This is a genomic window from Bradyrhizobium sp. USDA 3240 (genome assembly GCF_054063295.1).
In genome coordinates, this window is sequence record NZ_JBSSGD010000002.1 from 1836136 (window position 1) to 1855957 (window position 19822).

Consider the following 19822-nt stretch of genomic DNA (forward strand, 5'->3'; position numbering starts at 1 on the left):
TCAGGGGAAACCCCCATCTCGCATGGCGCGGTGCGGCATCATGCGTCCATGAAGACCGGGTAGAGCGAGGCCAAGAGCAGGATGGCCATCAGCACATTGAAGACGCGGATCGCCCGGGGCGAGGTCAGGACCGGCCGCAGGGCGGTGCCGAACAGCGCCCAGACGATGCAGGACACCGTCCCGAGGGCAAGGCTCAGGCCGACCTGGATCGCGATGTTCCAGGGGAAGGCGGCAATCGCCGCATAGGCCGTAATGGTGCCGATCACCATCACCCAGCCCTTGGCATTGATCCACTGGAACATGGCCGCGCCCCAGAAGGTCATCGGGCCGCGGCCGGGCCTGTCGTCCTTGTCCGCCGAGGGCGGCTCGGCCATGGCGATGACGGCCGCCAGATACACCAGATAGGCGACGCCTCCATATTTGAGGATCGTCTGCAGCACCGGATAAGCGATGAAGACCGCCCCGAGCCCGACGCCGACCGCGCCGACCATGAAGGCGAAGCCGACCGTGATGCCGGCGATGTGGGGCACGGTGCGGCGGAAGCCGTAGGTCAGCCCCGACGACAGCAGCATGATGTTGTTGGGGCCGGGCGTGAAGAACATCACGACGGCAAACACGACAAAGGCGAACATCAGCGAATGCGACATGGTGCCCTCACGCGACTTTCGGCAGAGCTTTTGGCCGCTTCGACAGCAGCATCACGGCGATGCCGGCGATGACCGTGAGCATGCCGGCGAGCCGCAGCGGCCCGAACCTCTCGCCGAACACGATGCTGGAAGCGGCGGAGCCGACGAACGGCACCAGCAGCGCGAACGGCACCACCTGCGCCGCCGGATAATCCCTGAGCAGCCGGCCCCACAGCCAATAGGCGATGCTGGTGGAAACGGTGCCGACAAACAGCATCGAGACAATGCCGGCCGGCGACAGATGCGACAGCGCCTGCCACATCGGCTTCGCACCCAGCGTCAGCAGCGACAGGCCGAACAAAGGGATCGCGGCACACAGGCACAGCCATGCGAACAGGTCGAACATGCGTGCGCCCTGCGCCGGCCGCAGCAGCAGGTTTCCGATTGCGAACGAGATCGGCGAGATCATCAGGATGGCAAAGGCGGCGACGCTGAAATCGTATCCGACGGTGCCGCAGATCATCAGCAGGCCGATCGCGGCGATGGCGATGCCGACGGTCTGCAAACGCGACGGCAATTCGCCGAACAGCACCGCAGCAAAGCCGATGGTGAACAGCGCCTGGCTCTGCACGATCACGCTGGTCAGCCCGACCGGCATGCCATGGGCGATGGCGATGGATTGCGCAAGGAACTGGCCGAGGAACAGAGTGAGGCTGATTCCGACCAGAAGCGGCCACGACACCTGGCGAGGCCTGGGCAGGAACAGGCACGGCACCGCCGCTATACCGAAGCGCAGCGCCGTCATCAATTCGGGCGGCAGCTCATCGAGCGCGATCCGGCTCGCGACGAACGCAAGTCCCCAGATCACCGCGACCATGACGGCGATGCCAACATCGGCCCGCTTCATTGTTCTTCTTCTTTGGTTCGGTTTGGCTCTGTCGATGCAAGCTCTAGATCTGTTCGTCCGGCTTCGGCTTGCGCAGCAGATAGGTGCCGTGCAGCGGCGCATGATAGTCAGCGGCGACCAGGGTGAAACCGGTCTCGGTCAGCATGCGCTCCATCACCCAGCCGAAGGTCGAGTATTCGTCGCGCATATGGGTCATCACGCTTTCGCGCTCGAAATCGTGGTTCTTGATCGAGAAATCGGCCCAGCCCTCGACATCGCGATCGACCCCGTCGGGCATGCTGACGAACACCATGTCGCGCAGATAGAAATTCGCGCCGGGCTTCAGCGCGTTGAAGATCCGCGACAGCGCCACCGCCTTCCAGAAATCGGGCAGGTGGTGCAGCGTGAACTCGCTGACGATGACGTCGTAGGAGTTCGGCTGATAGGCAAAGGACAACAGCCCGGCCGGCTGGGTCCGGATCTTTGCCTTGCGGTCGCGCGCATAGATCTCGGCAAGCCCGATCATCGCCGGCGAGATGTCGATGGCGTCGACCTCGGCGCCCATCAGCGCCGCCTCGGTCGCCAGCACGCCGTTGCCGCAGCCGATATCGGCGATCCGCCAGCCCGGCTTGACGCCGAGCATGGTCAGCGCCTGTCGGGCACGGACATCGCTGTCCTCGCTGACGTCATAGATCGAGGCAACCGCAGTATCGAGACCGACCTGCCGCCGTTGCGTGTAGTACCAGTCGCGCGCCAACATGATTCACATCCCTTCCGGCCCACGCGTGATCGCGGCCACCCCGGTTCGTGACACCTCGACCAAGCCCAGCGGGCGCATCAGGTCGATGAACTGACTGATCTTGGACGAGTTGCCCGTGATCTCGAACACGAAGCTCTCGGTCGTGGCGTCGATCACCCGGGCACGGAACGCATCCGCCAGCCGCAGCGCCTCGACGCGGTGATCGCCGCCGCCCCTCACCTTGACCATCGCGAGCTCGCGCTCGATCGAGCTGCCGGTCAGCGTCATGTCGACGACGCGGTAGACCGGGATCATGCGGTCGAGCTGATGCTTGATCTGCTGGATCACCATCGGCGTGCCCGTGGTGACGATGGTGATCCGCGAGAGGTGTTTCTGGCTCTCGGTTTCCGAAACCGTGAGACTCTCGATGTTGTAGCCGCGGCCGGAGAACAGCCCGATCACGCGCGCGAGTACGCCGGGCTCGTTCTGCACGAGGACGGACAGCGTGTGCGTCTCGTTCGGATCGTGACGCTCTTCGAGGAAGTAGGCGGATGCGGGCTGGTTCATTGGTCGTCCCCTTGCATTCTTTTCACGCCACCGCCCGCTGGGCAGCCGGCGCAGCATCTGTCCCGATCCAGGTCCGGAACAGATCGAAATCGATATTGCCGCCGCTCAGGATCAGGCCGACCCGCTTGCCGGCGAGCTTGCTCTTTTCCTGCAGCGCGGCCGCGAGCGCCGCAGCACCTGCGCCCTCGGCGAGATTGTGGGTGTCGGTCCAGTAGGCACGGATCGCCTGCCCGACCTCGTCGTCGGTGACCTGCACGATGCGCGAGGCGCCCTTGCGGATCAAAGCGAATGCATCGGCGTCCGGAATCCGCGTCGCCATGCCGTCGGCAAGCGTGTTGCTGGTCTCGGTGGTGACGATCTTGCCGGCCGCGAACGACAGCGCGTAGGACGGCGCCTCGGTCGACTGCACGCCGACGATCTCGGTCTTCAGGCCGAGCAGGTCGCGCGCCATGATGCAGCCGGAGATGCCGGAGCCCTGCCCGATCGGCACATAGAGAATGTCGAGATCGGGCGCCGATCGAAACAGCTCCAGCGCGTAGGTCGCAACGCCCAGCACCAGGTCCGGGTGGAACGACGGCACCATGTGCAGGCCTGCGAACTGGGCGCGGCGTTCGGCCTCTTCGCGCGCGGCCTGAAAGTCCTCGCCGTGCTCGACGAGCTCGGCGCCGAATGCGTGCATGGCGCGGTTCTTCTCGACCGAGTTGCCGCGCGGCACGTAGATCACGGCCGGCACGCCGTGGCGGCTCGCGGCAAACGCCAGACTCTGGCCGTGATTGCCGCGCGTCGCCGAGATGATGCCGGGCACATCGGGCCGCTCGCGCTTCAGCCGCTCGAGATAGACCAGGCCGCCGCGCACCTTGAAGGCGCCGATCGGCGTGTGGTTCTCATGCTTGACCACGACCTCGGTGCCGAGCCGCTCGGCCAGCAGCGGCCAGGCATAAGCCGGCGTCGCCGGCACCGCGGTGCCGACGATCCTGTGCGCGCGCTCGAGTTCGCTGAGATCAAACATGATCCACCCTCACCTCACACCAGCGCCTTGCCGCCGGCGAAGGCCTTTGCGGTGGCCTCGTCGGTCGCTTCTTCCGGCAGCAGCATCTCGTTGTGCGCCTTGCCCGACGGGATCATCGGGAAGCAGTTCTCGAGCGCGGCGACGCGGCAGTCGAACAGCACCGGGCGCTTGATCGAGATCATCTCCTTGATCGCACCGTCGAGATCGGGCGGCTTGGTCGCCCGCAGGCCGACGCAGCCATAGGCTTCGGCGAGCTTGACGAAGTCCGGCAGCGCCTCGGAGTACGAATGCGACAGGCGGTTGCCGTGCAGCAGCTGCTGCCATTGCCGCACCATGCCCATGTACTGGTTGTTCAGGATGAAGATCTTGATCGGCAGCTCGAACTGCACCGCCGTCGACATCTCCTGGATCGTCATCTGCACCGAGGCGTCGCCGGCGATGTCGATCACCAGGCTGTCCGGATGCGCCACCTGCACGCCGACCGCGGCCGGCAGGCCGTAGCCCATGGTGCCGAGACCGCCTGATGTCATCCAGCGGTGCGGCTCCTCGAAGCCGAAGAACTGCGCGGCCCACATCTGGTGCTGACCGACTTCGGTCGTGATGTAGGTGTCCTTGCCGCGGGTCAGCTCGAACAGCCGCTGGATCGCGTATTGCGGCAGGATGATATCGTTGTTCTTCCGGTACGACAGCGAGTTGCGCGCGCGCCATTGCGCGATCTGCTGCCACCACGCCTTGATGTCGGGCTTCCTGGCTTCCGCCTTGAACACCTGCAGCAGGTCGCCGATCACGTTGCCGGCGTCGCCGATGATCGGCACGTCGACGCGGATGTTCTTGTTGATCGAGGACGGGTCGATATCGATGTGGATCTTCTTCGAGCCCGGCGAGAACGCATCGACGCGGCCGGTGATGCGGTCGTCGAAGCGCGCGCCGACGCACAGCATGACGTCGCAATCATGCATCGTCATGTTGGCCTCATAGGTGCCGTGCATGCCCAGCATGCCGAGCCAGTTCGGCCCCGACGCCGGATAGGCGCCCAGCCCCATCAGAGTCGAGGTGATCGGGAAGCCGGTCGCCTCCACCAGCTGACGCAACAGTTGCGAGGCCTCGGGACCGGAATTGATCACGCCGCCGCCGGAATAGATCACGGGACGTTTGGCATTGGCGAGCAGCGCCACCGCCTTGCGGATCTGGGTCGCATCGCCCTTGACGCGCGGCGTGTAGGAGATGTGAACGTCCGACTTGCGCGGCGGATGATAGGTGCCGGTCGCGAACTGCACATCCTTCGGCACGTCGACCAGCACCGGACCGGGGCGGCCGGTGGTGGCGACATAGAAGGCTTCGTGCAGCACCCTGGCGAGGTCGTTGACGTCGCGCACCAGCCAGTTGTGCTTGGTGGCGGGCCGCGTGATGCCGACCGTGTCGCATTCCTGGAAGGCGTCATTGCCGATCAGGTGGGTCGGCACCTGGCCGGTGATGCAGACCAACGGGATCGAGTCCATCAGCGCGTCGGTCAGCGGCGTCACCATGTTGGTGGCGCCGGGCCCCGACGTCACCAGCACCACGCCGGGCTTGCCGGTCGAGCGGGCATAGCCTTCGGCAGCATGGCCGGCGCCCTGCTCGTGGCGGACCAGGATATGCTCGACTTCGCTTTGCTGGAAAATCTCGTCGTAGATCGGAAGCACCGCGCCGCCGGGATAGCCGAAGACATGCTGCACGCCGTGATCGATGAGCGCGCGCACGATCATCGCGGCGCCGGTCATCTGATTGGGATCGTGGCTCTTGTCGGTCATGGTTCGCTCCGGATGCGCTTGTTTTTGCGCGGCTTTTGTCAGTTCTCGTCAGTTCTGTTTCGGGCAATAAAAAGGGGCCCCAGAGGCCCCATGCACACCGCCCGAATTTGGATGGCCGCTAGCCATCCCCGGCGGTGTGCCTGGGTACGACGGCGATAAGCAGTTTGGTAATAATGTTGCGCACGAGGTGACCCAGTCTTCCCAAAGGTTGCGCGAACATAGCGGCCAAAGCCCGAATGTCAAGGCAAGGCAAGCAGTTTCGCGATTTTTGAAGTGTAACGGGGTTCCAGCCGTTCGGCGAGTGTTTTTGCGCGGCGCAACGCGCATGGCAGACGGGCGCGCGGGCGGCGGCGCAGTCCGAGAGGCCGTAGCCCGGATGGGGGCCAACGGGGCTACGGGATTTGCGCCTCCAGCCACCCCTTCGCCGCCTCGGGCGCGACCCATTCGAATTCCGGGAGCTGGTGGCGAAACCAGGTGAACTGGCGCTTGGCGTAGTGGCGGGTGTCGGCCCGGCCGATCTCGGCGGCCTGCTCCCGGCTGATCTCCCCCTTGAGGTGCCGGATCAGCGCCGGGACGCCATGAGCCTTCATGGCCGGCAGCAGCGGATCGAGCCCGCGCGCCGCCAGCACCGCAACCTCGTCGAGCGCCCCGGAATCGAGCATCGCGCCAAACCGGGCGTCGATCCGCGCATAGAGCCGCTCGCGCTCCGGCGCCAGAAACAGCGCGTGGAATTGGCCCGACGGCAGCAGCGGCGGCAGGCCATCGCGATGCCAGTCCGGCAGCGGGCGGCCGGTGGCCTCGACGACCTCGAGCGCCCGCGCGATGCGGGTGCGGTCGCGCGGCTTCAGCCGTTCGGCCGACACCGGATCGCGCGCCGCAAGCTCGGCATGCAGCGCCTCGACGCCGTGCTGCTCCAGCCTTGCGCGCACGCCGTCGCGCACATCGGCCGGAATCGGCGGCACCGCCGACAGGCCGCGCGTCAGTGCCTTGAAATAGAGGCCCGAGCCGCCGATGAAGATCGGCAGCCGCTTGTCCGCCCGGGCCTCGCCGAGGACCCTGGCCGCGTCAGTCACCCAGGCGCCCGCGGAAAAATTCACGCCGGCGTCGACATGACCGTAGAGCCTGTGCGGAACCTGTGCCTCCTCGGCAGCGGTCGGCCGCGCGGTGATGATCCGGAGGTCGCGATAGACCTGCATGGAGTCGGTGTTGATCACGACCCCGCCGGTCCGTTGCGCAAGCTCCAGCGCCAGCGCCGACTTGCCGCTGGCGGTCGGCCCTGCGATAAGCACTGCCTTGTCCAACAATCCTGAATGCGCCTGCATGTCCCTCGTTGCCACGCTGATCTGCAATCCTGCAAGCCCCGCGCTCGACTCCACCATCGTCGACGGTGCGCGGGCCGTGCTGCCCTCACCGGGCCCGGCGCAGTGGCTGTTCAACGAAGTCGCCGTCGACATTCCGTTCGAGAGCCAAAATTCGAGCGGAGACGCCGGCAGGGACGAGATCAAGGCCATCGAGGAGCGGCTGCGCCAGGCCCGCGGTGACCTGCCGATCGACATTGTCGTGCAGCCTCGGCTCGGCCGGCGCAAGAAGCTTTTTCTGGCCGACATGGATTCGACCATGATCGGCCAGGAGTGCATCGACGAGCTGGCCGACTTCGCCGGGCTGAAAGCCCATGTGGCCGCCATCACCGAGCGCGCGATGCGCGGCGAGATCGAGTTCGAGTCGGCGCTGCGCGAGCGGGTGGCCCTGCTCAAGGGCCTGCCGGTCGGCGTCGTCGACGAGGTGCTGGAGAAGCGCATCACGCCGACGGCGGGCGGCCGCGCGCTGGTGATGACGATGCGCGCGCACGGTGCCTTTACCTGCCTGATCTCCGGCGGCTTCACCCTGTTCACCACGGTGGTCGCGAAGAAGATCGGCTTCCAGGAGAACCGCGCCAACCAGTTGCAGGTCGCGGACGGCAAGCTGACCGGCGAAGTGGTCGAGCCGATCCTCGGCCGCGCCACCAAGCTTGCCACCCTGGTCGAGCTGACCGAATCCTTCGACCTCGACGACATCGACACGCTGGTCACGGGCGATGGCGCCAACGATCTCGGCATGATCCAGGCCGCAGGTCTCGGCGTCGCCTATCACGCCAAGCCCGCAGTCGCAGCCGCCGCGGCGGCGCGGATCGATCACGGCGACCTCACCGCGCTGTTGTATGCGCAGGGCTATCGGCGGGATGAATTCGTCGAGGGGTAGTCTACGGTGTCGTCCCGGCGCAGGCCGGGAGGTGGATTCACACTCGAAGTGCAACACTTGATCGGCAAAGGACTCCGCAGGCGTGCGGTAGTCAAGGCATTTGCGTGGGGTGTTGTTGTAGGTGGCGATGAACTGGCGGAATCTGGCGGTCGAGAGGGTTACGAGATCCGTTTTGCGAGGGATGAAGCGGCGCATCCTGCCGATGGCGTTCTCGATACCACCCTTCTGCCAGGGCGCGTGGGGATCGCAGAAGAAGGTCTCGATCGAGAGGCGATGTAGCGCCAGGTGACCGGCAAACTCGGTGCCGTTGTCGAAGGTGACGGTCTGGCGCAGCTCTTGTGGAAGGGCAGCGAAGAAGCGGACGAGATGGCGTGCGACACCGCGCGCAACCTTGCTGGCAAGGCGGATGCCGAGCAGCAGGCGAGAGGTGCGCTCATGCACGGTCAGCACGGCCTGACCGTACTTCGAGAACATCATCAAATCGGCCTCCCAATGCCCGGCGACGCTACGGTCGGCAACCTCAAGGGGCCGATTTGCCAGGGAAACACGGCCTTCGATGAAGCTTGCGGGGCTGCCGCCTCGCTTGCCGCGGAGGCCGCGCTTGCTCTTGGCGCGCGGCAGGTAGCGTCGCCAGTTGAAGTCCGAGGTGCGCCTGAGTTGGCCATAGATGAAGCGGTAGATGGTCTCGTGGGAGATCACCTTGTGCCCGCACTCGCGCGCCAGCCGGCCGGCGATCTGCTCGGGCGACCAACCTCGGCGAAGGCGTTGCAACACCGCGCGGCGCAGGACGGGCTCCCGTTCGAGGCGTCCGCCCGTCCAGCGCCGCGCTCGCATCTGTTGCTGGGCATAATTTGGCTTGTAGCCAGCCTGAACGCTCCGATTACGGCTCAGTTCCCGAGAGATTGTTGATGGCGAGCGATCCAGAGCTGCCGCGATTTGCCGGACCGAGCTGCCATTGGCCGATAGACAGGCAATCTCGCATCGGTCGTCCAGAGAGAGCTGCTTGTAAGTCCGCCCCATGGCAACACCTCCTCAAGGAAGTGTTGCACTTCGTTTGTGAACTCAGGGGACCCATAACCACCGATGCAAGTTACTTGGAAAAGCCGTTGCCCACTTCCTCAACAAGAACGGCCCCGGCGTACTGGATCCCCCGCTTTCGCGGGGGATGACAGTGACGGGTGAGGCGTGAGCGCGCGCCTCTACTGCACGCCGAGCGCGACGAAGCGCAGTTCGCCGTCGCCGTTGGAAACCAGCAGCAGCACGGACTTCTTGCCGTCCTTCTTCAGCTGATCGAGGCGCTTCTTGATGTCGGCGGCGCTGGACACCGCCTCCTGCGCCACCTCGACGATGACGTCGCCGGCCGACAGACGCTTCTCGGCAGCATCGGAGTTGCTGTCGACGCCGGTGACGATAACGCCCTTCACGCTGTCCTTGATCTTGTACTTGGTGCGCAGATCCTTGCTCAGCGCGGCCAGGTCGAGACCGAGCGCCTTCTGGGTCACCGGCTTCTCGGCGGTGTCGTCCTTGGGCTTGGCGTTGGCTTGCTGAGCCTTGTCGTTGTCCTCGAGCCGGCCGAGCGTGACCTTGCGGGTCTCTTCGTTGCCCTTGCGGATGACGACGACGTCGACCTCCTTGCCGACCGCAGTGTCGGCGACGATGCGCGACAGATCCTTCGGATCCTTGACGTCCTTGCCGTCGAACTTGACGACGACGTCGCCCGGCTCGATGCCGGCCGGCTTGGCCGGACCCTTGTCGTCGACGCCGGCAACCAGCGCGCCGCGCGCCGGCTTGATGTTGAGGCTGTCGGCGATCTCGTCGGTGACCTGCTGGATGCGCACGCCGAGCCAGCCACGACGCAGCTCGCCGAACTTCTGCAATTGGTCGACGACGCCGGCCACCGTCTTCGACGGCACCGCGAAACCGAGACCGATCGAGCCGCCGGTCGGGGAGATGATCAGCGTGTTGACGCCGATCACCTCGCCATCGAGGTTGAACAGCGGACCGCCGGAATTGCCGCGGTTGATGGCCGCGTCGGTCTGGATGTAGCTGTCATACGGGCCCTGGCTGATGTCGCGGTTCTTGGCCGAGACGATGCCTGCCGTCACCGTGCCGCCGAGGCTGAACGGGTTGCCGATCGCGACCACCCAATCGCCGAGACGGATCTTGTCGCTGTCGCCGAACTTCACCGAGGTGAGCGGCTTCGGCGGCTTGAACTTTAGGACCGCGAGGTCGGTCTTCTTGTCGACGCCGACCAGTTCGGCCTTGATCTTGGTGCCGTCGTTGAGGATGACGTTGATCTCGTCGGCGTCGGCGATAACGTGGTTGTTGGTGACGACGATGCCCGCGGTGTCGACGATGAAGCCGGAGCCGAGCGAGTTGGTCTTGCGCGGCTGGAACTCGCCGCTCTTGTCGCCGCCCTTGCCGGGCGGGCCGCGGCGGTTCTTGAAGAAGTCGTCGAAGAATTCCTCGAACGGCGAGCCGGGTGGCAGCTGCGGCATCGTCCGGTCCTTGGCCTCGATCGTCTGCGACGTCGAGATGTTGACGACGGCGTCGATCACCTTCTCAGCGATGTCGGCGATGCCCTCGGGGCCGCGCGCGGACGCCGGCCCGGAGCTCAGCATGCTCGCAGCACCGATCGAGATCGCAGCTCCCATCATGCGGAGGCGACGGCTCAGGGCTGGTCTGGCAGCGATCATGTCGGAGTTTCTCCAGGCAAACGGGTTCAAATTAGTTGGTCGCAGTATGCGCCCGTGATCATAGAGTGCGCCCGAACGGGCATATGGCGCAAGCATCTCAGCCGGGCATTTCGGCGAAAAACCGGCCGCGAGAGGCTCACGATTATGTTCAGTCTTGTTTGTCATTCCGGGATGGTCCGAAGGACCAGACCTCAGGGGCGCAATTGCGCCCTGGGGAATCTTGAGGTTCCCCGGTGCGCAATTGCGCACCGGAGGTTCATGCTTCGCATGTCCCGGAACGACAGCTAAATCTAGCGCCGCACCAGCCAGATTAGGATCAGTCCCGCAACCGCCGAGCCGATGCCGACGATGCGCAGGATGTTGTCGGGCGTCGCCAGTGCGCTCTTCATCGCCCGGCGCATCCAGGCGGGGCTTGCCGCAAACAGGATGCCTTCGAGCACGAACAGGATTCCCAACCCGATGAGGAAGTCGCCGAACGCTATGGACTTCATCGGATGGCAGCCTCCCGCTCGATGCTTATTGTTGTTGAGTGGCGGCGACGCGTGTTCCGCATCGCCGCCAAATCGTTCAAGTCGTGATGTTCAGGTCGTGACGTTACTGTTTCGGCGCGGCGGCCGCCTCAGGCGACTTGCCGTTCGCATTGCCGAAGTATCTGAAGAATTCCGAGTCCGGCCGCAACAGGAAACGTGTATCGCCGGAGCGCAGACTATTCTCATAGGCCGTCATCGAGCGATAGAACGCGAAGAAGTCCTTGTCCTTGCCATAGGCTTCGGCGAACAGGCGGTTGCGCTCGGCATCGCCCGCACCGCGGGTTTGCTCCGCGGTCGAGTTCGCCTCGGCGACAATCACCGTTGCTTCGCGGTCGGCCTTGGAGCGGATCTCCTGCGCCTTCTGGTCGCCCTGGGCACGGAACTCGGCCGCTTCGCGCTGACGCTCGGACTTCATCCGGTCGTATACCGCCTGGCTGTTCTGCTCCGGCAGGTCGGCGCGGCGGATCCGGACGTCGACGACCTCGATGCCGTAGCCGTCGGCCTCCTTGTCGAGCTGCTCGCGAATCCGTGCCATCAGCTTCTCGCGCTCGTCACGCACCACCGTGATGAAGGTGACCTCGCCGAGCACGCGGCGCAGCGCGGCGTTCAAGAGCGTGGTCAGCTGCAGATTGGCGGCCTGGATAGAGCCGACGCTCGTGTAGTAGCGCAGCGCATTCTTGATGCGATAGCGCGCGAAGGCGTCGACCACCAGCCGCTTCTGGTCGGAGGCGATCACCTCCTGCGACGGGTTTTCGAGATCGAGGATGCGCTTGTCGACGTTGATCACCGAATTCCACGGCGCCTTGAAGTGCAGGCCGGGATCGGTGACGACTTCAACCGGCTCGCCGAACCGCAGCACGATGGTCTGCTCGGTCTGCGCCACGGTGAACATCGAGCTGTAGCCGACGGCGAGCACGATGAAGAGGACGATCAGGGACACAATGCCGGTGACAGGGGACCTCATCGGGTGGCTCCCTGCTGCTGGCCGGTCGTGGCCGGCGCTGCCGGCGGACGCCGCGGCGTCAGTTCGCCGAGCGGAAGATAGGGCACGATATTCTGGCCCTGGCCGCCGTCATAGACCAGCTTCTCGGAGCTACCGAGCACGCGTTCCATGGTCTCCAGATAGATGCGCTCGCGCGTCACTTCGGGTGCCTTCTTGTATTCATCATAGACTTTCAGGAAGCGTGCGCTCTGGCCCTTGGCCTCGGCGACCGCCTGCTCCTTGTAGCCCTCGGCGGCTTGCAGGATCTGCGCGGACCGACCACGCGCCTCCGGCACGATCCGGTTGGCGTAGGTCTGCGCCTCGTTCTGCTTGCGCTCGAGGTCGGAGCGCGCCGCCTGCACGTCGCGGAATGCGTCGATCACCTGCGCCGGCGGATCGACCTTCTGCATCTGCACCTGGGTGATCTGGATGCCCGCGCTGTAGTTGTCGAGCGTTTTCTGCATCAGCTCCTGGACGTTCTGCTCGGTGACGTTGCGCGCCCCGGTCAGGATCGGCTGGATCTGCGAGCGGCCGATCACCTCACGCATCGCGCTTTCGGCAACCGCCTTCACGGTGCCTTCGGGATTCTGGATGTTGAACAAATAGGCGCCGGCCCCGCCCGGCTTGATGCGCCAGAGCACGGTGAAGTCGACGTCGACGATGTTCTCGTCGCCGGTCAGCATCAGGCTCTCTTCCGGCACGTCGCGCATGGTGCGGCCGCGCCGTGCGGGATCGTCGATCAGGGTCATGCCGATCGAGATCGTGTTGACGCGCAGCGCCTTCGGCAGCAGCACCGTCTCGATCGGATACGGCAGGTGGTAGCGCAGGCCCGGCTGGGCATCGCGGACGTATTTGCCGAAGCGCAGCACGACGCCGAGCTCTTCGGACTGGACGCGGAAGATCCCGGTGGCGAACCAGATCGCCAGCGCGGCGACCAGCACCAGCGCGATGCCCATGCCGCTGAAATGACCGCCGGGCATCCACTGCTGCAGCCGGTCCTGGCCGCGCCGCAGCAGATCCTCAAGATCCGGCGGCCTCGGCCCGGCTGACTGCGGACCTGTGCCCCATGGTCCTTTCGGACCCGAGCCCCATGGCCCCCCGCCTTGATTTTTCCACGGCATCAAACATCTCCTCGACAAGTCCGGACGGGACGCCCGGCCTCGAATGTCCGGCCCGGTTATAGGGGACCGCTCAGGCCCTTACAACGCAAGCTTCCTTGCCGGACGAGCTATGCGCCGGGGCAAAATTGTCAATGCAAACATTGGTTAACCCCGGCCGCGCCGACGATATGTCACATAGGAGAAGTCCGCGCTGTCGTCCGGACCAGCCGGATTTCGCACGCGCGCGACCTCGTCCCACTCTTTCGCGTCGATAGTGTCGAACCGTGTATCGCCGTCGGGCCGGGCGTGAACCTCGGTGATCTCCAGCCGATCGGCCATGCCCATCGATTGCGCATAGATTTCCGCGCCACCGATGACGGCAATTTCAGTGGCGAAACGCCGCAGCGCGTCACCAAGCGCAATGGCGCGGGCATTTTCGAACGACGTAGTGACGATGGCGCCGCGCGCGCGATAATTCGTATCGCGCGTCACCACGATGTTGGTGCGCCCCGGCAGCGGCCGGCGCAGGGATTCGAACGTCTTGCGTCCCATCACGATGGGCTTGTTCAGCGTGATCGTTTTGAAGCGCTGCTGGTCGGATTTCAGCCGCCACGGGATTGCGTTGGCATTTCCGATCACGCCGTTCTCGGCGACCGCGACGACGAGCACGATCTCCATCAGCGCGCTCCTTGCGCGAGCGCCGACAGCGCCTCGCCGGAGACGCGGCAAATCGTCCATTCGTCCATCATCTCGGCGCCGAGCGACTTGTAGAACGCGATCGACGGCGCGTTCCAGTCGAGCACCGCCCATTGCAGCCGCGACCAGCCATTGGCGAGGCATTGCTTGGCCAGATGCACCAGCAGCGCCTTGCCGATGCCCTTGCCGCGCAGTGCCGGACGCACGAAGAGATCCTCGAGATAGATGCCGTGGCGGCCGGCGAAGGTCGAGAAGTTGACGAACCAGACCGCGAAGCCGGCCGGCTCGCCATTCCATTCCGCGATGTCGCAAGTCAGCCGCGGGTTGCCGCCGAATAGCGCCTCGGCGATATCGGCCTCGCTGGCGTGGACCTCGTGCAAAAGCTTTTCGTAGTCGGCGAGCTCGCGGACCAGCGAGAACACCAGTCCGGCCTCATTGGGCCGCGCGCGGCGGATGGTGAGCGACATCAGACCGCGACTTCAGCCTTGATGTGCGGATGCGGGTCGTAACCCTCGAGCTTGAAGTCCTCGTAGCGGAACGCGAAGATATCCTTCACGTCGGGATTGATCGCCATCGTCGGCAACGGCCGCGTCGGCCGCGTCAATTGCAGCCGCGCCTGCTCGAGGTGGTTCGAGTAGAGATGCGCGTCGCCGAGCGAGTGCACGAAATCGCCGGGCTTGAGGCCCGTCACCTGCGCGACCATCATGGTGAGCAGCGCATAGGAGGCGATGTTGAAGGGCACACCGAGGAAGACGTCGCCGGAGCGCTGATAGAGCTGGCAGGACAATTTGCCGTTCGCGACATAGAACTGGAACAGGCAGTGGCACGGCGGCAGCGCCATCTTGTCGACCTCGGCCGGATTCCAGGCGCTGACGATCAGCCGCCGCGAGTCCGGATTGCGCTTGATCATCTCGATCACGCCAGCGATCTGGTCGATGCTGCGGCCATCGGGCGCGGGCCACGAGCGCCATTGCGAGCCGTAGACCGGACCGAGATCGCCATTGGCGTCGGCCCATTCGTCCCAGATCGTGACGCCGTTGTCGTTGAGATATTTGATATTGGTGTCGCCGGCGAGGAACCAGAGCAGCTCGTGCACGATCGCCTTCAGCGGCAACCGCTTGGTGGTCAGCATCGGGAAGCCGGCCGACAGGTTGAAGCGCATCTGGTGGCCGAAGATCGACAGCGTACCGGTGCCGGTGCGGTCGTGCTTCTCGGCGCCATCGGCGAGGATGCGTTCGAGCAGGTCGTGATACTGGTTCATGGCGTTGGTTTCGGACCCTTCGGGGGAAGCGGCGAACTTAACGGTCGAGGCCGCCGGCCGACACGCTGATTCGGCTGATTGCACCGATTATACCCCGAAAAGTGAGCACCCTTGCGCCAAACGACAAGGGGCGGAACTTGTGTTCCGCCCCTGCCCTATCTGATTGATCGCGTTGGCTTAACTTGCCGGCTTGAGCACCGGGGTCCACTTCGCGATCTCGCTTTTGACGAGGGTCGCGAGCGCCTCCGGCGTGCGGTGGGTGGGCGCCGGGATCACACTGCCGAGTTCGAGCAGCCGCTTGCGCACGTTCTCGTCGTCGAGCGCCTTGATGACCGCGGCATTCAGCGTGGCGATGATCGCGGGCGAAGTTCCCTTCGGCGCGAAGATCGCGTTCCAGGCCTGGGCCTGGAACGCCGGCAGGCCGGCCTCTGCCGTGGTCGGGACATTGGGCAGCGACGGATTGCGCTCGGGGGTCGCGACCGCATAGGCCTTGATGGTGCCGGCGTTGATCTGCGGCACCGCGTTGACGATCTGGTCGCACATGTAATCGACCTGGCCGGCGACCAGTGCGTTCATGGCAGGGCCGGTGCCGTTGAACGGCACGCCGACCGGCTTGACGTCGAGGATCGAATTCAACAGCTCGCAGGAGGCGTGCGAGACCGAGCCGATGCCGGCATGCGCGGCGTTGACCTTGTCGGCATTGGCCTTCACGTAGGCGACGAATTCCTTCAGATCCTTCGGCGGGAAATCCTTGCGGGCAAGGATCAGGATCGGCGTGCCCGCGAGCAGCGCGACGGGCTCGAAATCCTTCTCCGGATGATAGGCAAGCTTCGGATAGAGCGGCACGGACGCCGCGTGCGTGCCCATATGTCCGGTGACCAGCGTGTAGCCGTCATTGGCGGCGCGTGCGGCGCGCGTCGTCGCCGTGGTGCCGCCGGCACCGACCACGTTCTCGATGACGATGCTCTGTCCGAGCGTCTGCGCCATGTGCGCGGTGACGATGCGCGAGATCACGTCGGTCGGACCGCCGGCTGCGAACGGCACGATCATGGTGATGGTACGGGTCGGATAGTTTTGCGCGGAGGCCGGCACGGCGAATGCGCCCAGCGCGGCAAATGCCGAAAGGCATGCGCCCGCAAGCGAGCGAACGGACATCATCTCAATTCCTCCCGGGAACGTTTTGACCAAATAAAAATGCCGGCCAAATCGGCCGGCATTTTCATTTCATGAGACGACATCGAGTGTCGATTCGACTTCCGCCTGCGGCGCGCCGACGCAGGCGAAGCACTCAGCCCTCGGACTCCACGAACACTTCGTCGCGCTTTGCACGCAAGGTCGGCAGCACGGCGAGCACCAGGAGACCCGCCGCGATCGCCAGCAGCACTGCCGACAGCGGCCGCGACAGGAACACGCTCCAGTCACCGCGCGAGATCAGGAGTGCACGACGCAGGTTCTCTTCCATCAGCGGGCCGAGCACCATGCCGAGCAGCAGCGGTGCCGGCTCGAAATCGTGCTTGATCAGCCAGTACCCGACCAGACCGAACGCGCCCGCGAGCACGACGTCGACCGGCGCGTTGTTCACCGAGTAGATGCCGATCGCGCAGAAGATCACGATCGAGGGGAACATCAGCCGGTACGGCACGCGCAGCAGACGGACCCAGATGCCGACCAGCGGCAAGTTGATGATGATCAGCATCAGGTTGCCGATCCACATCGAGGCGATCATGCCCCAGACCAGGTCCGGCTGCTTCACCATCACCTGCGGACCCGGCACGATGCCATGAATGGTCATCGCGCCGACCATCAGCGCCATCACCGCATTCGGCGGGATGCCGAGCGTGAGCAGCGGGATGAACGAGGTCTGCGCCGCGGCGTTGTTGGCACTTTCCGGCGACGCCACGCCCTCGATCGCGCCGCGGCCGAACCGCGACGGATCCTTGGCAATCTTCTTCTCCAGCGTATACGCGGCAAACGACGCGATCACGGCGCCGCCGCCCGGCAGGATGCCAAGGATCGAGCCGAGGATAGTGCCGCGCACGATTGCCGGCGCGGAATCCATCAGGTCCTTCCTGGTCGGCATCAGGCCGGTGATCTTCTGCTGCACCAGATCGCGGCTCATCCCGGCGCCGGCGTCGAGATTGCGGATGATCTCCGCGAAGCCGAACACGCCCATCGCAACGGTAGCAAAGCCGAGGCCGTCGGCAAGCTCGGGGATGTTGAAGGCCATGCGCGAGGCGCCGGTCTCGATGTCGGAGCCGACCATCGACAGCAGCAGGCCGAACACGATCATCGCGATCGCCTTCAGCACCGAGCCCTTGGCGAGCACCACCGCGAAGATCAGGCCGAGCACCATCAGCGAGAAATATTCGGCCGGGCCGAACGCCAGCGCGAGCTTGGTCAGCGGCGCACCGAGCACGGCGATCAGCACGGTCGCGACGCAACCGGCGAAGAACGAGCCGATCGCGGCAATCGCGAGCGCCGGGCCGGCGCGGCCTTGTCGTGCCATCTGGTGGCCGTCGAGCGCGGTGACCACCGAAGTCGCCTCGCCCGGAATATTGACCAGGATCGAGGTGGTCGAGCCACCATATTGCGCACCGTAATAGATGCCGGCGAGCATGATCAACGCGCCGACCGGCGGCAGGCCGAAGGTGATCGGCAGCAGCATCGCGACGGTGGCGATGGTGCCGATGCCCGGCAGCACGCCAACCAGCGTACCGACCAGTGCGCCGATCAGGCACATCAGAAGGTTAATCGGCGAAAGCGCGACGGCAAAACCGTGGGCGAGATTGGCGAACAGATCCATTGCGCCCTCACTGAATCAGGAAACGAGGGAACATCGGCATCGGAAGTCCCAGCACGTAAGGAAACAACAATGCGCAGCCCAGCGTCAGACAGGCGCCTACGATGGTCGCCTCCAGCCACTTCGTCTCCTCCGAGCCGAGTGCCGCAATCATGAAGCTGGCAAATGCCGTGACGACGAGCCCAAGCGGCCGGATCGACACCGCAAAGAACACGATCGCTGCCGATACGAACAGCGGCCCGCGCCATGAATAGGCCGCGATATGCGGGCCGTCGTTCAGGAGCCCCATCAGCGCGACAGCGCCGCCGAGCAGCAGCAGCAGCACGGCGAACATGCGCGGTGCGGTTCCGGCACCAAACGAGAATCCATGCATGCCCTGCAGATCGCTCGAAGCCCACAACGCAAACAGGGCAACCGCCATCATGACAAGCCCGCCGACAAAGTCCTGCGGACCGCGCACCCATTTCGGCAAGATCGATTTGACCGGCGCCTCACTTGGCGTATCGCTCATGACTGCGCTTCCCCCGTCAGGGCTGTCCCGCCCGTTGTGATTGAATGGCTTGGCTTGTGGTGCGTTGACCGAAAGCCTTGCTAGCGATTTTCGTCAGACAACGCCAGCAAAACCCAAGAGACCTCCGGCAAGCAGCATCCATAAGGGATTGATCCGTGTCGCAAAAGCAAGCGCGGCTGCGACAATGGTGATCAGGATCGCGATCCAACTTTGGTCTGATGTCTGCGCCACGATCAGGCCGGAGGCAGCCATCAAGCCGATCGACAGCGGAACCAATGCGGCCTGAATGATCGCCGGCCAGCGCGCGTCGCGCGAGCGATCGAGGAAACGGCTCACATAATAGGCAAGCAACGCGGTCGGTCCGCACATCGCGATCGTTGCGGCCAATGCCCCCGCGACGCCTGCGACAGAATAGCCTATCAGTGTCACGATCAGCACGTTCGGTCCCGGCGAGAGTTGCGAGATCGCGAACACGTCGGCGAACTGCTTGTCGGTCAGCCAGTGATGCACGTCGACGGCAGCGCGGTGCATTTCGGGGATCGCCGAATTGGCCCCGCCGACCGCAAACAGCGACATCAGACCGAAGGTCCAGACCAGCGCTGCGATCGGGCTGGGCTCCGAGCTCATGCCTTCACCATGCGTCGCACCAAAACTGTCGTCGCGATGCTGAGCGGGATCGCCGCCAGCAGCACGATCTGGAGCGGCCATCGGATCAGACCGATCGCGACGAAAACCGCCGCCAGAATGACCAGGCCTGTGACATCACGCCGCTTCAACAGCGGCATCATCATCTTGAGGACGACCGCGAACAGCAGACCGACCGCGGCACAGGCCACGCCGGCGAGCGTCCGGCGCAGGACGTCGATATCGCCGTAGCGGGCGTAGAGCGCGGCAAGGATTGTCGCGATCACCATCGGCGGCCCCACCAGTCCGGCGAAGGCCGCAAGGCCGCCGGCTATGCCGCGAAGGCGCGAGCCGAATACGACCGACAGGTTGACGATGTTCGGACCTGGCAGGAAATGGCACAGCGCGAAGGTCTCGTTGAACTCCTCCGCCGTCATCCAGCGGTGCTGCTCGACGATCGACCGCCGGGCCCAGACCAGGACCCCGCCAAAGCCGGCCAGCGACATCTTGGCAAAGGCCAGGAACAGCTCGAGCAGGCCGGGCTGGAGGGGCGCAGACGGTACGGAGGCATCCGGCGCCGGGGCGGCAACCGGCGGGGATTCCGGGGGCATGGCAAAATCTAGCCCGTCTTATTCATGATTGCCGGGCGGGGCAGCTGGAACATTTCCGGTCGGGGTGAAGGCGCGCGCGAACGCTTCGGCTTTTTCGCCGCTTTTCGACCCGACTTCGTGAACGCGTTGGAGGACGGCAGCGGGGTGACCGGGGCT

Annotated in this window: 19 protein-coding genes and 2 pseudogenes; 1 reads left to right on the forward strand and 20 read right to left on the reverse strand. The window is 64.9% G+C overall.

Translation table 11 applies throughout. From position 1 onward, the window contains the following. Positions 1 to 38 precede the first annotated feature (38 nt). The 7 genes from ACVIGA_RS09505 to miaA all read right to left on the reverse strand — a co-directional run bounded on the left by ACVIGA_RS09505 (position 39) and on the right by miaA (position 6939). Positions 39 to 647 carry a LysE family translocator gene (locus ACVIGA_RS09505; RefSeq protein WP_223975544.1) on the reverse strand — a complete coding sequence of 203 codons (609 nt, stop codon included), beginning with the start codon at positions 645 to 647 and terminating at the stop codon, positions 39 to 41. 7 nt (positions 648 to 654) lie between these two features. After that, positions 655 to 1533, reverse strand: a complete 879-nt coding sequence (locus ACVIGA_RS09510) for an EamA family transporter (RefSeq protein ID WP_456666183.1) — start codon at positions 1531 to 1533, stop codon at positions 655 to 657. Between the two features lie 43 nt (positions 1534 to 1576). Next, a complete protein-coding gene (locus ACVIGA_RS09515; RefSeq protein WP_212310478.1) occupies positions 1577 to 2272 on the reverse strand; it encodes a class I SAM-dependent methyltransferase in 696 nt (231 codons plus the stop codon). A gap of 3 nt (positions 2273 to 2275) precedes the next feature. Next, positions 2276 to 2818 carry an acetolactate synthase small subunit gene (gene ilvN / locus ACVIGA_RS09520; protein ID WP_016841057.1) on the reverse strand — a complete coding sequence of 181 codons (543 nt, stop codon included), beginning with the start codon at positions 2816 to 2818 and terminating at the stop codon, positions 2276 to 2278. A 22-nt stretch (positions 2819 to 2840) separates the two neighbouring features. Continuing rightward, positions 2841 to 3827, reverse strand: coding sequence for a threonine dehydratase (locus ACVIGA_RS09525; protein ID WP_229168674.1), 987 nt, complete (start codon positions 3825 to 3827; stop codon positions 2841 to 2843). A 14-nt stretch (positions 3828 to 3841) separates the two neighbouring features. Continuing rightward, positions 3842 to 5617, reverse strand: a complete 1776-nt coding sequence (locus ACVIGA_RS09530; RefSeq protein WP_456666184.1) for an acetolactate synthase 3 large subunit — start codon at positions 5615 to 5617, stop codon at positions 3842 to 3844. A 392-nt stretch (positions 5618 to 6009) separates the two neighbouring features. Then, positions 6010 to 6939: a tRNA (adenosine(37)-N6)-dimethylallyltransferase MiaA gene (gene miaA / locus ACVIGA_RS09535; protein WP_456666185.1), complete on the reverse strand. Its 930-nt coding sequence runs from the start codon at positions 6937 to 6939 to the stop codon at positions 6010 to 6012. On the opposite strand from miaA, the gene serB reads away from it, so the two are divergent. Continuing rightward, on the forward strand, positions 6938 to 7855 hold the full coding sequence (gene serB / locus ACVIGA_RS09540; protein WP_456666186.1) for a phosphoserine phosphatase SerB: 918 nt from the start codon (positions 6938 to 6940) through the stop codon (positions 7853 to 7855). The genes miaA and serB overlap by 2 nt on opposite strands. A 30-nt stretch (positions 7856 to 7885) precedes the next feature. On the opposite strand, the pseudogene ACVIGA_RS09545 reads toward serB, so the two are convergent. From ACVIGA_RS09545 to ACVIGA_RS09605, 13 genes and pseudogenes are all read right to left on the reverse strand, one after another. Further along, a pseudogene (locus ACVIGA_RS09545) lies at positions 7886 to 8875 on the reverse strand (IS30 family transposase); the annotation flags it as partial. Between the two features lie 179 nt (positions 8876 to 9054). After that, on the reverse strand, positions 9055 to 10551 hold the full coding sequence (locus ACVIGA_RS09550) for a Do family serine endopeptidase (protein ID WP_223975535.1): 1497 nt from the start codon (positions 10549 to 10551) through the stop codon (positions 9055 to 9057). A gap of 290 nt (positions 10552 to 10841) precedes the next feature. Next, positions 10842 to 11042 carry a DUF2065 domain-containing protein gene (locus ACVIGA_RS09555; protein ID WP_092115850.1) on the reverse strand — a complete coding sequence of 67 codons (201 nt, stop codon included), beginning with the start codon at positions 11040 to 11042 and terminating at the stop codon, positions 10842 to 10844. 103 nt (positions 11043 to 11145) lie between these two features. Then, entirely contained in the window at positions 11146 to 12045 is a 900-nt protein-coding gene (gene hflC, locus ACVIGA_RS09560) for a protease modulator HflC (protein ID WP_456666187.1), read from the reverse strand. After that, a complete protein-coding gene (gene hflK / locus ACVIGA_RS09565) occupies positions 12042 to 13184 on the reverse strand; it encodes an FtsH protease activity modulator HflK (protein ID WP_375776097.1) in 1143 nt (380 codons plus the stop codon). The genes hflC and hflK overlap by 4 nt, the downstream gene beginning before the upstream one ends. A 144-nt stretch (positions 13185 to 13328) precedes the next feature. Next, positions 13329 to 13841 (reverse strand): dihydrofolate reductase, encoded by a 513-nt coding sequence (locus ACVIGA_RS09570; RefSeq protein ID WP_375776098.1) that lies wholly within the window; start codon positions 13839 to 13841, stop codon positions 13329 to 13331. Beyond that, positions 13841 to 14326 (reverse strand): N-acetyltransferase family protein, encoded by a 486-nt coding sequence (locus tag ACVIGA_RS09575; protein WP_456666188.1) that lies wholly within the window; start codon positions 14324 to 14326, stop codon positions 13841 to 13843. Before ACVIGA_RS09575 ends, ACVIGA_RS09570 begins: the two co-directional genes overlap by 1 nt. Continuing rightward, on the reverse strand, positions 14326 to 15120 hold the full coding sequence (locus ACVIGA_RS09580; RefSeq protein WP_092115855.1) for a thymidylate synthase: 795 nt from the start codon (positions 15118 to 15120) through the stop codon (positions 14326 to 14328). The genes ACVIGA_RS09575 and ACVIGA_RS09580 overlap by 1 nt, the downstream gene beginning before the upstream one ends. A gap of 177 nt (positions 15121 to 15297) precedes the next feature. Continuing rightward, on the reverse strand, positions 15298 to 16278 hold the full coding sequence (locus ACVIGA_RS09585) for a tripartite tricarboxylate transporter substrate binding protein BugD (protein WP_456666189.1): 981 nt from the start codon (positions 16276 to 16278) through the stop codon (positions 15298 to 15300). Between the two features lie 130 nt (positions 16279 to 16408). Next, on the reverse strand, positions 16409 to 17923 hold the full coding sequence (locus ACVIGA_RS09590; RefSeq protein WP_456666190.1) for a tripartite tricarboxylate transporter permease: 1515 nt from the start codon (positions 17921 to 17923) through the stop codon (positions 16409 to 16411). Positions 17924 to 17930: 7 nt separating this feature from the next. Continuing rightward, positions 17931 to 18380 (reverse strand): annotated as a pseudogene (locus ACVIGA_RS09595) (tripartite tricarboxylate transporter TctB family protein); the annotation flags it as partial. A gap of 144 nt (positions 18381 to 18524) precedes the next feature. Continuing rightward, the gene (locus ACVIGA_RS09600; RefSeq protein WP_456666191.1) at positions 18525 to 19058 is read right to left on the reverse strand and encodes a chromate transporter; all 534 of its coding nucleotides are present in this window, start codon (positions 19056 to 19058) and stop codon (positions 18525 to 18527) included. Continuing rightward, entirely contained in the window at positions 19055 to 19666 is a 612-nt protein-coding gene (locus tag ACVIGA_RS09605; protein WP_456666192.1) for a chromate transporter, read from the reverse strand. The genes ACVIGA_RS09600 and ACVIGA_RS09605 overlap by 4 nt, the downstream gene beginning before the upstream one ends. Between the last annotated feature and the right edge of the window lie 156 nt (positions 19667 to 19822).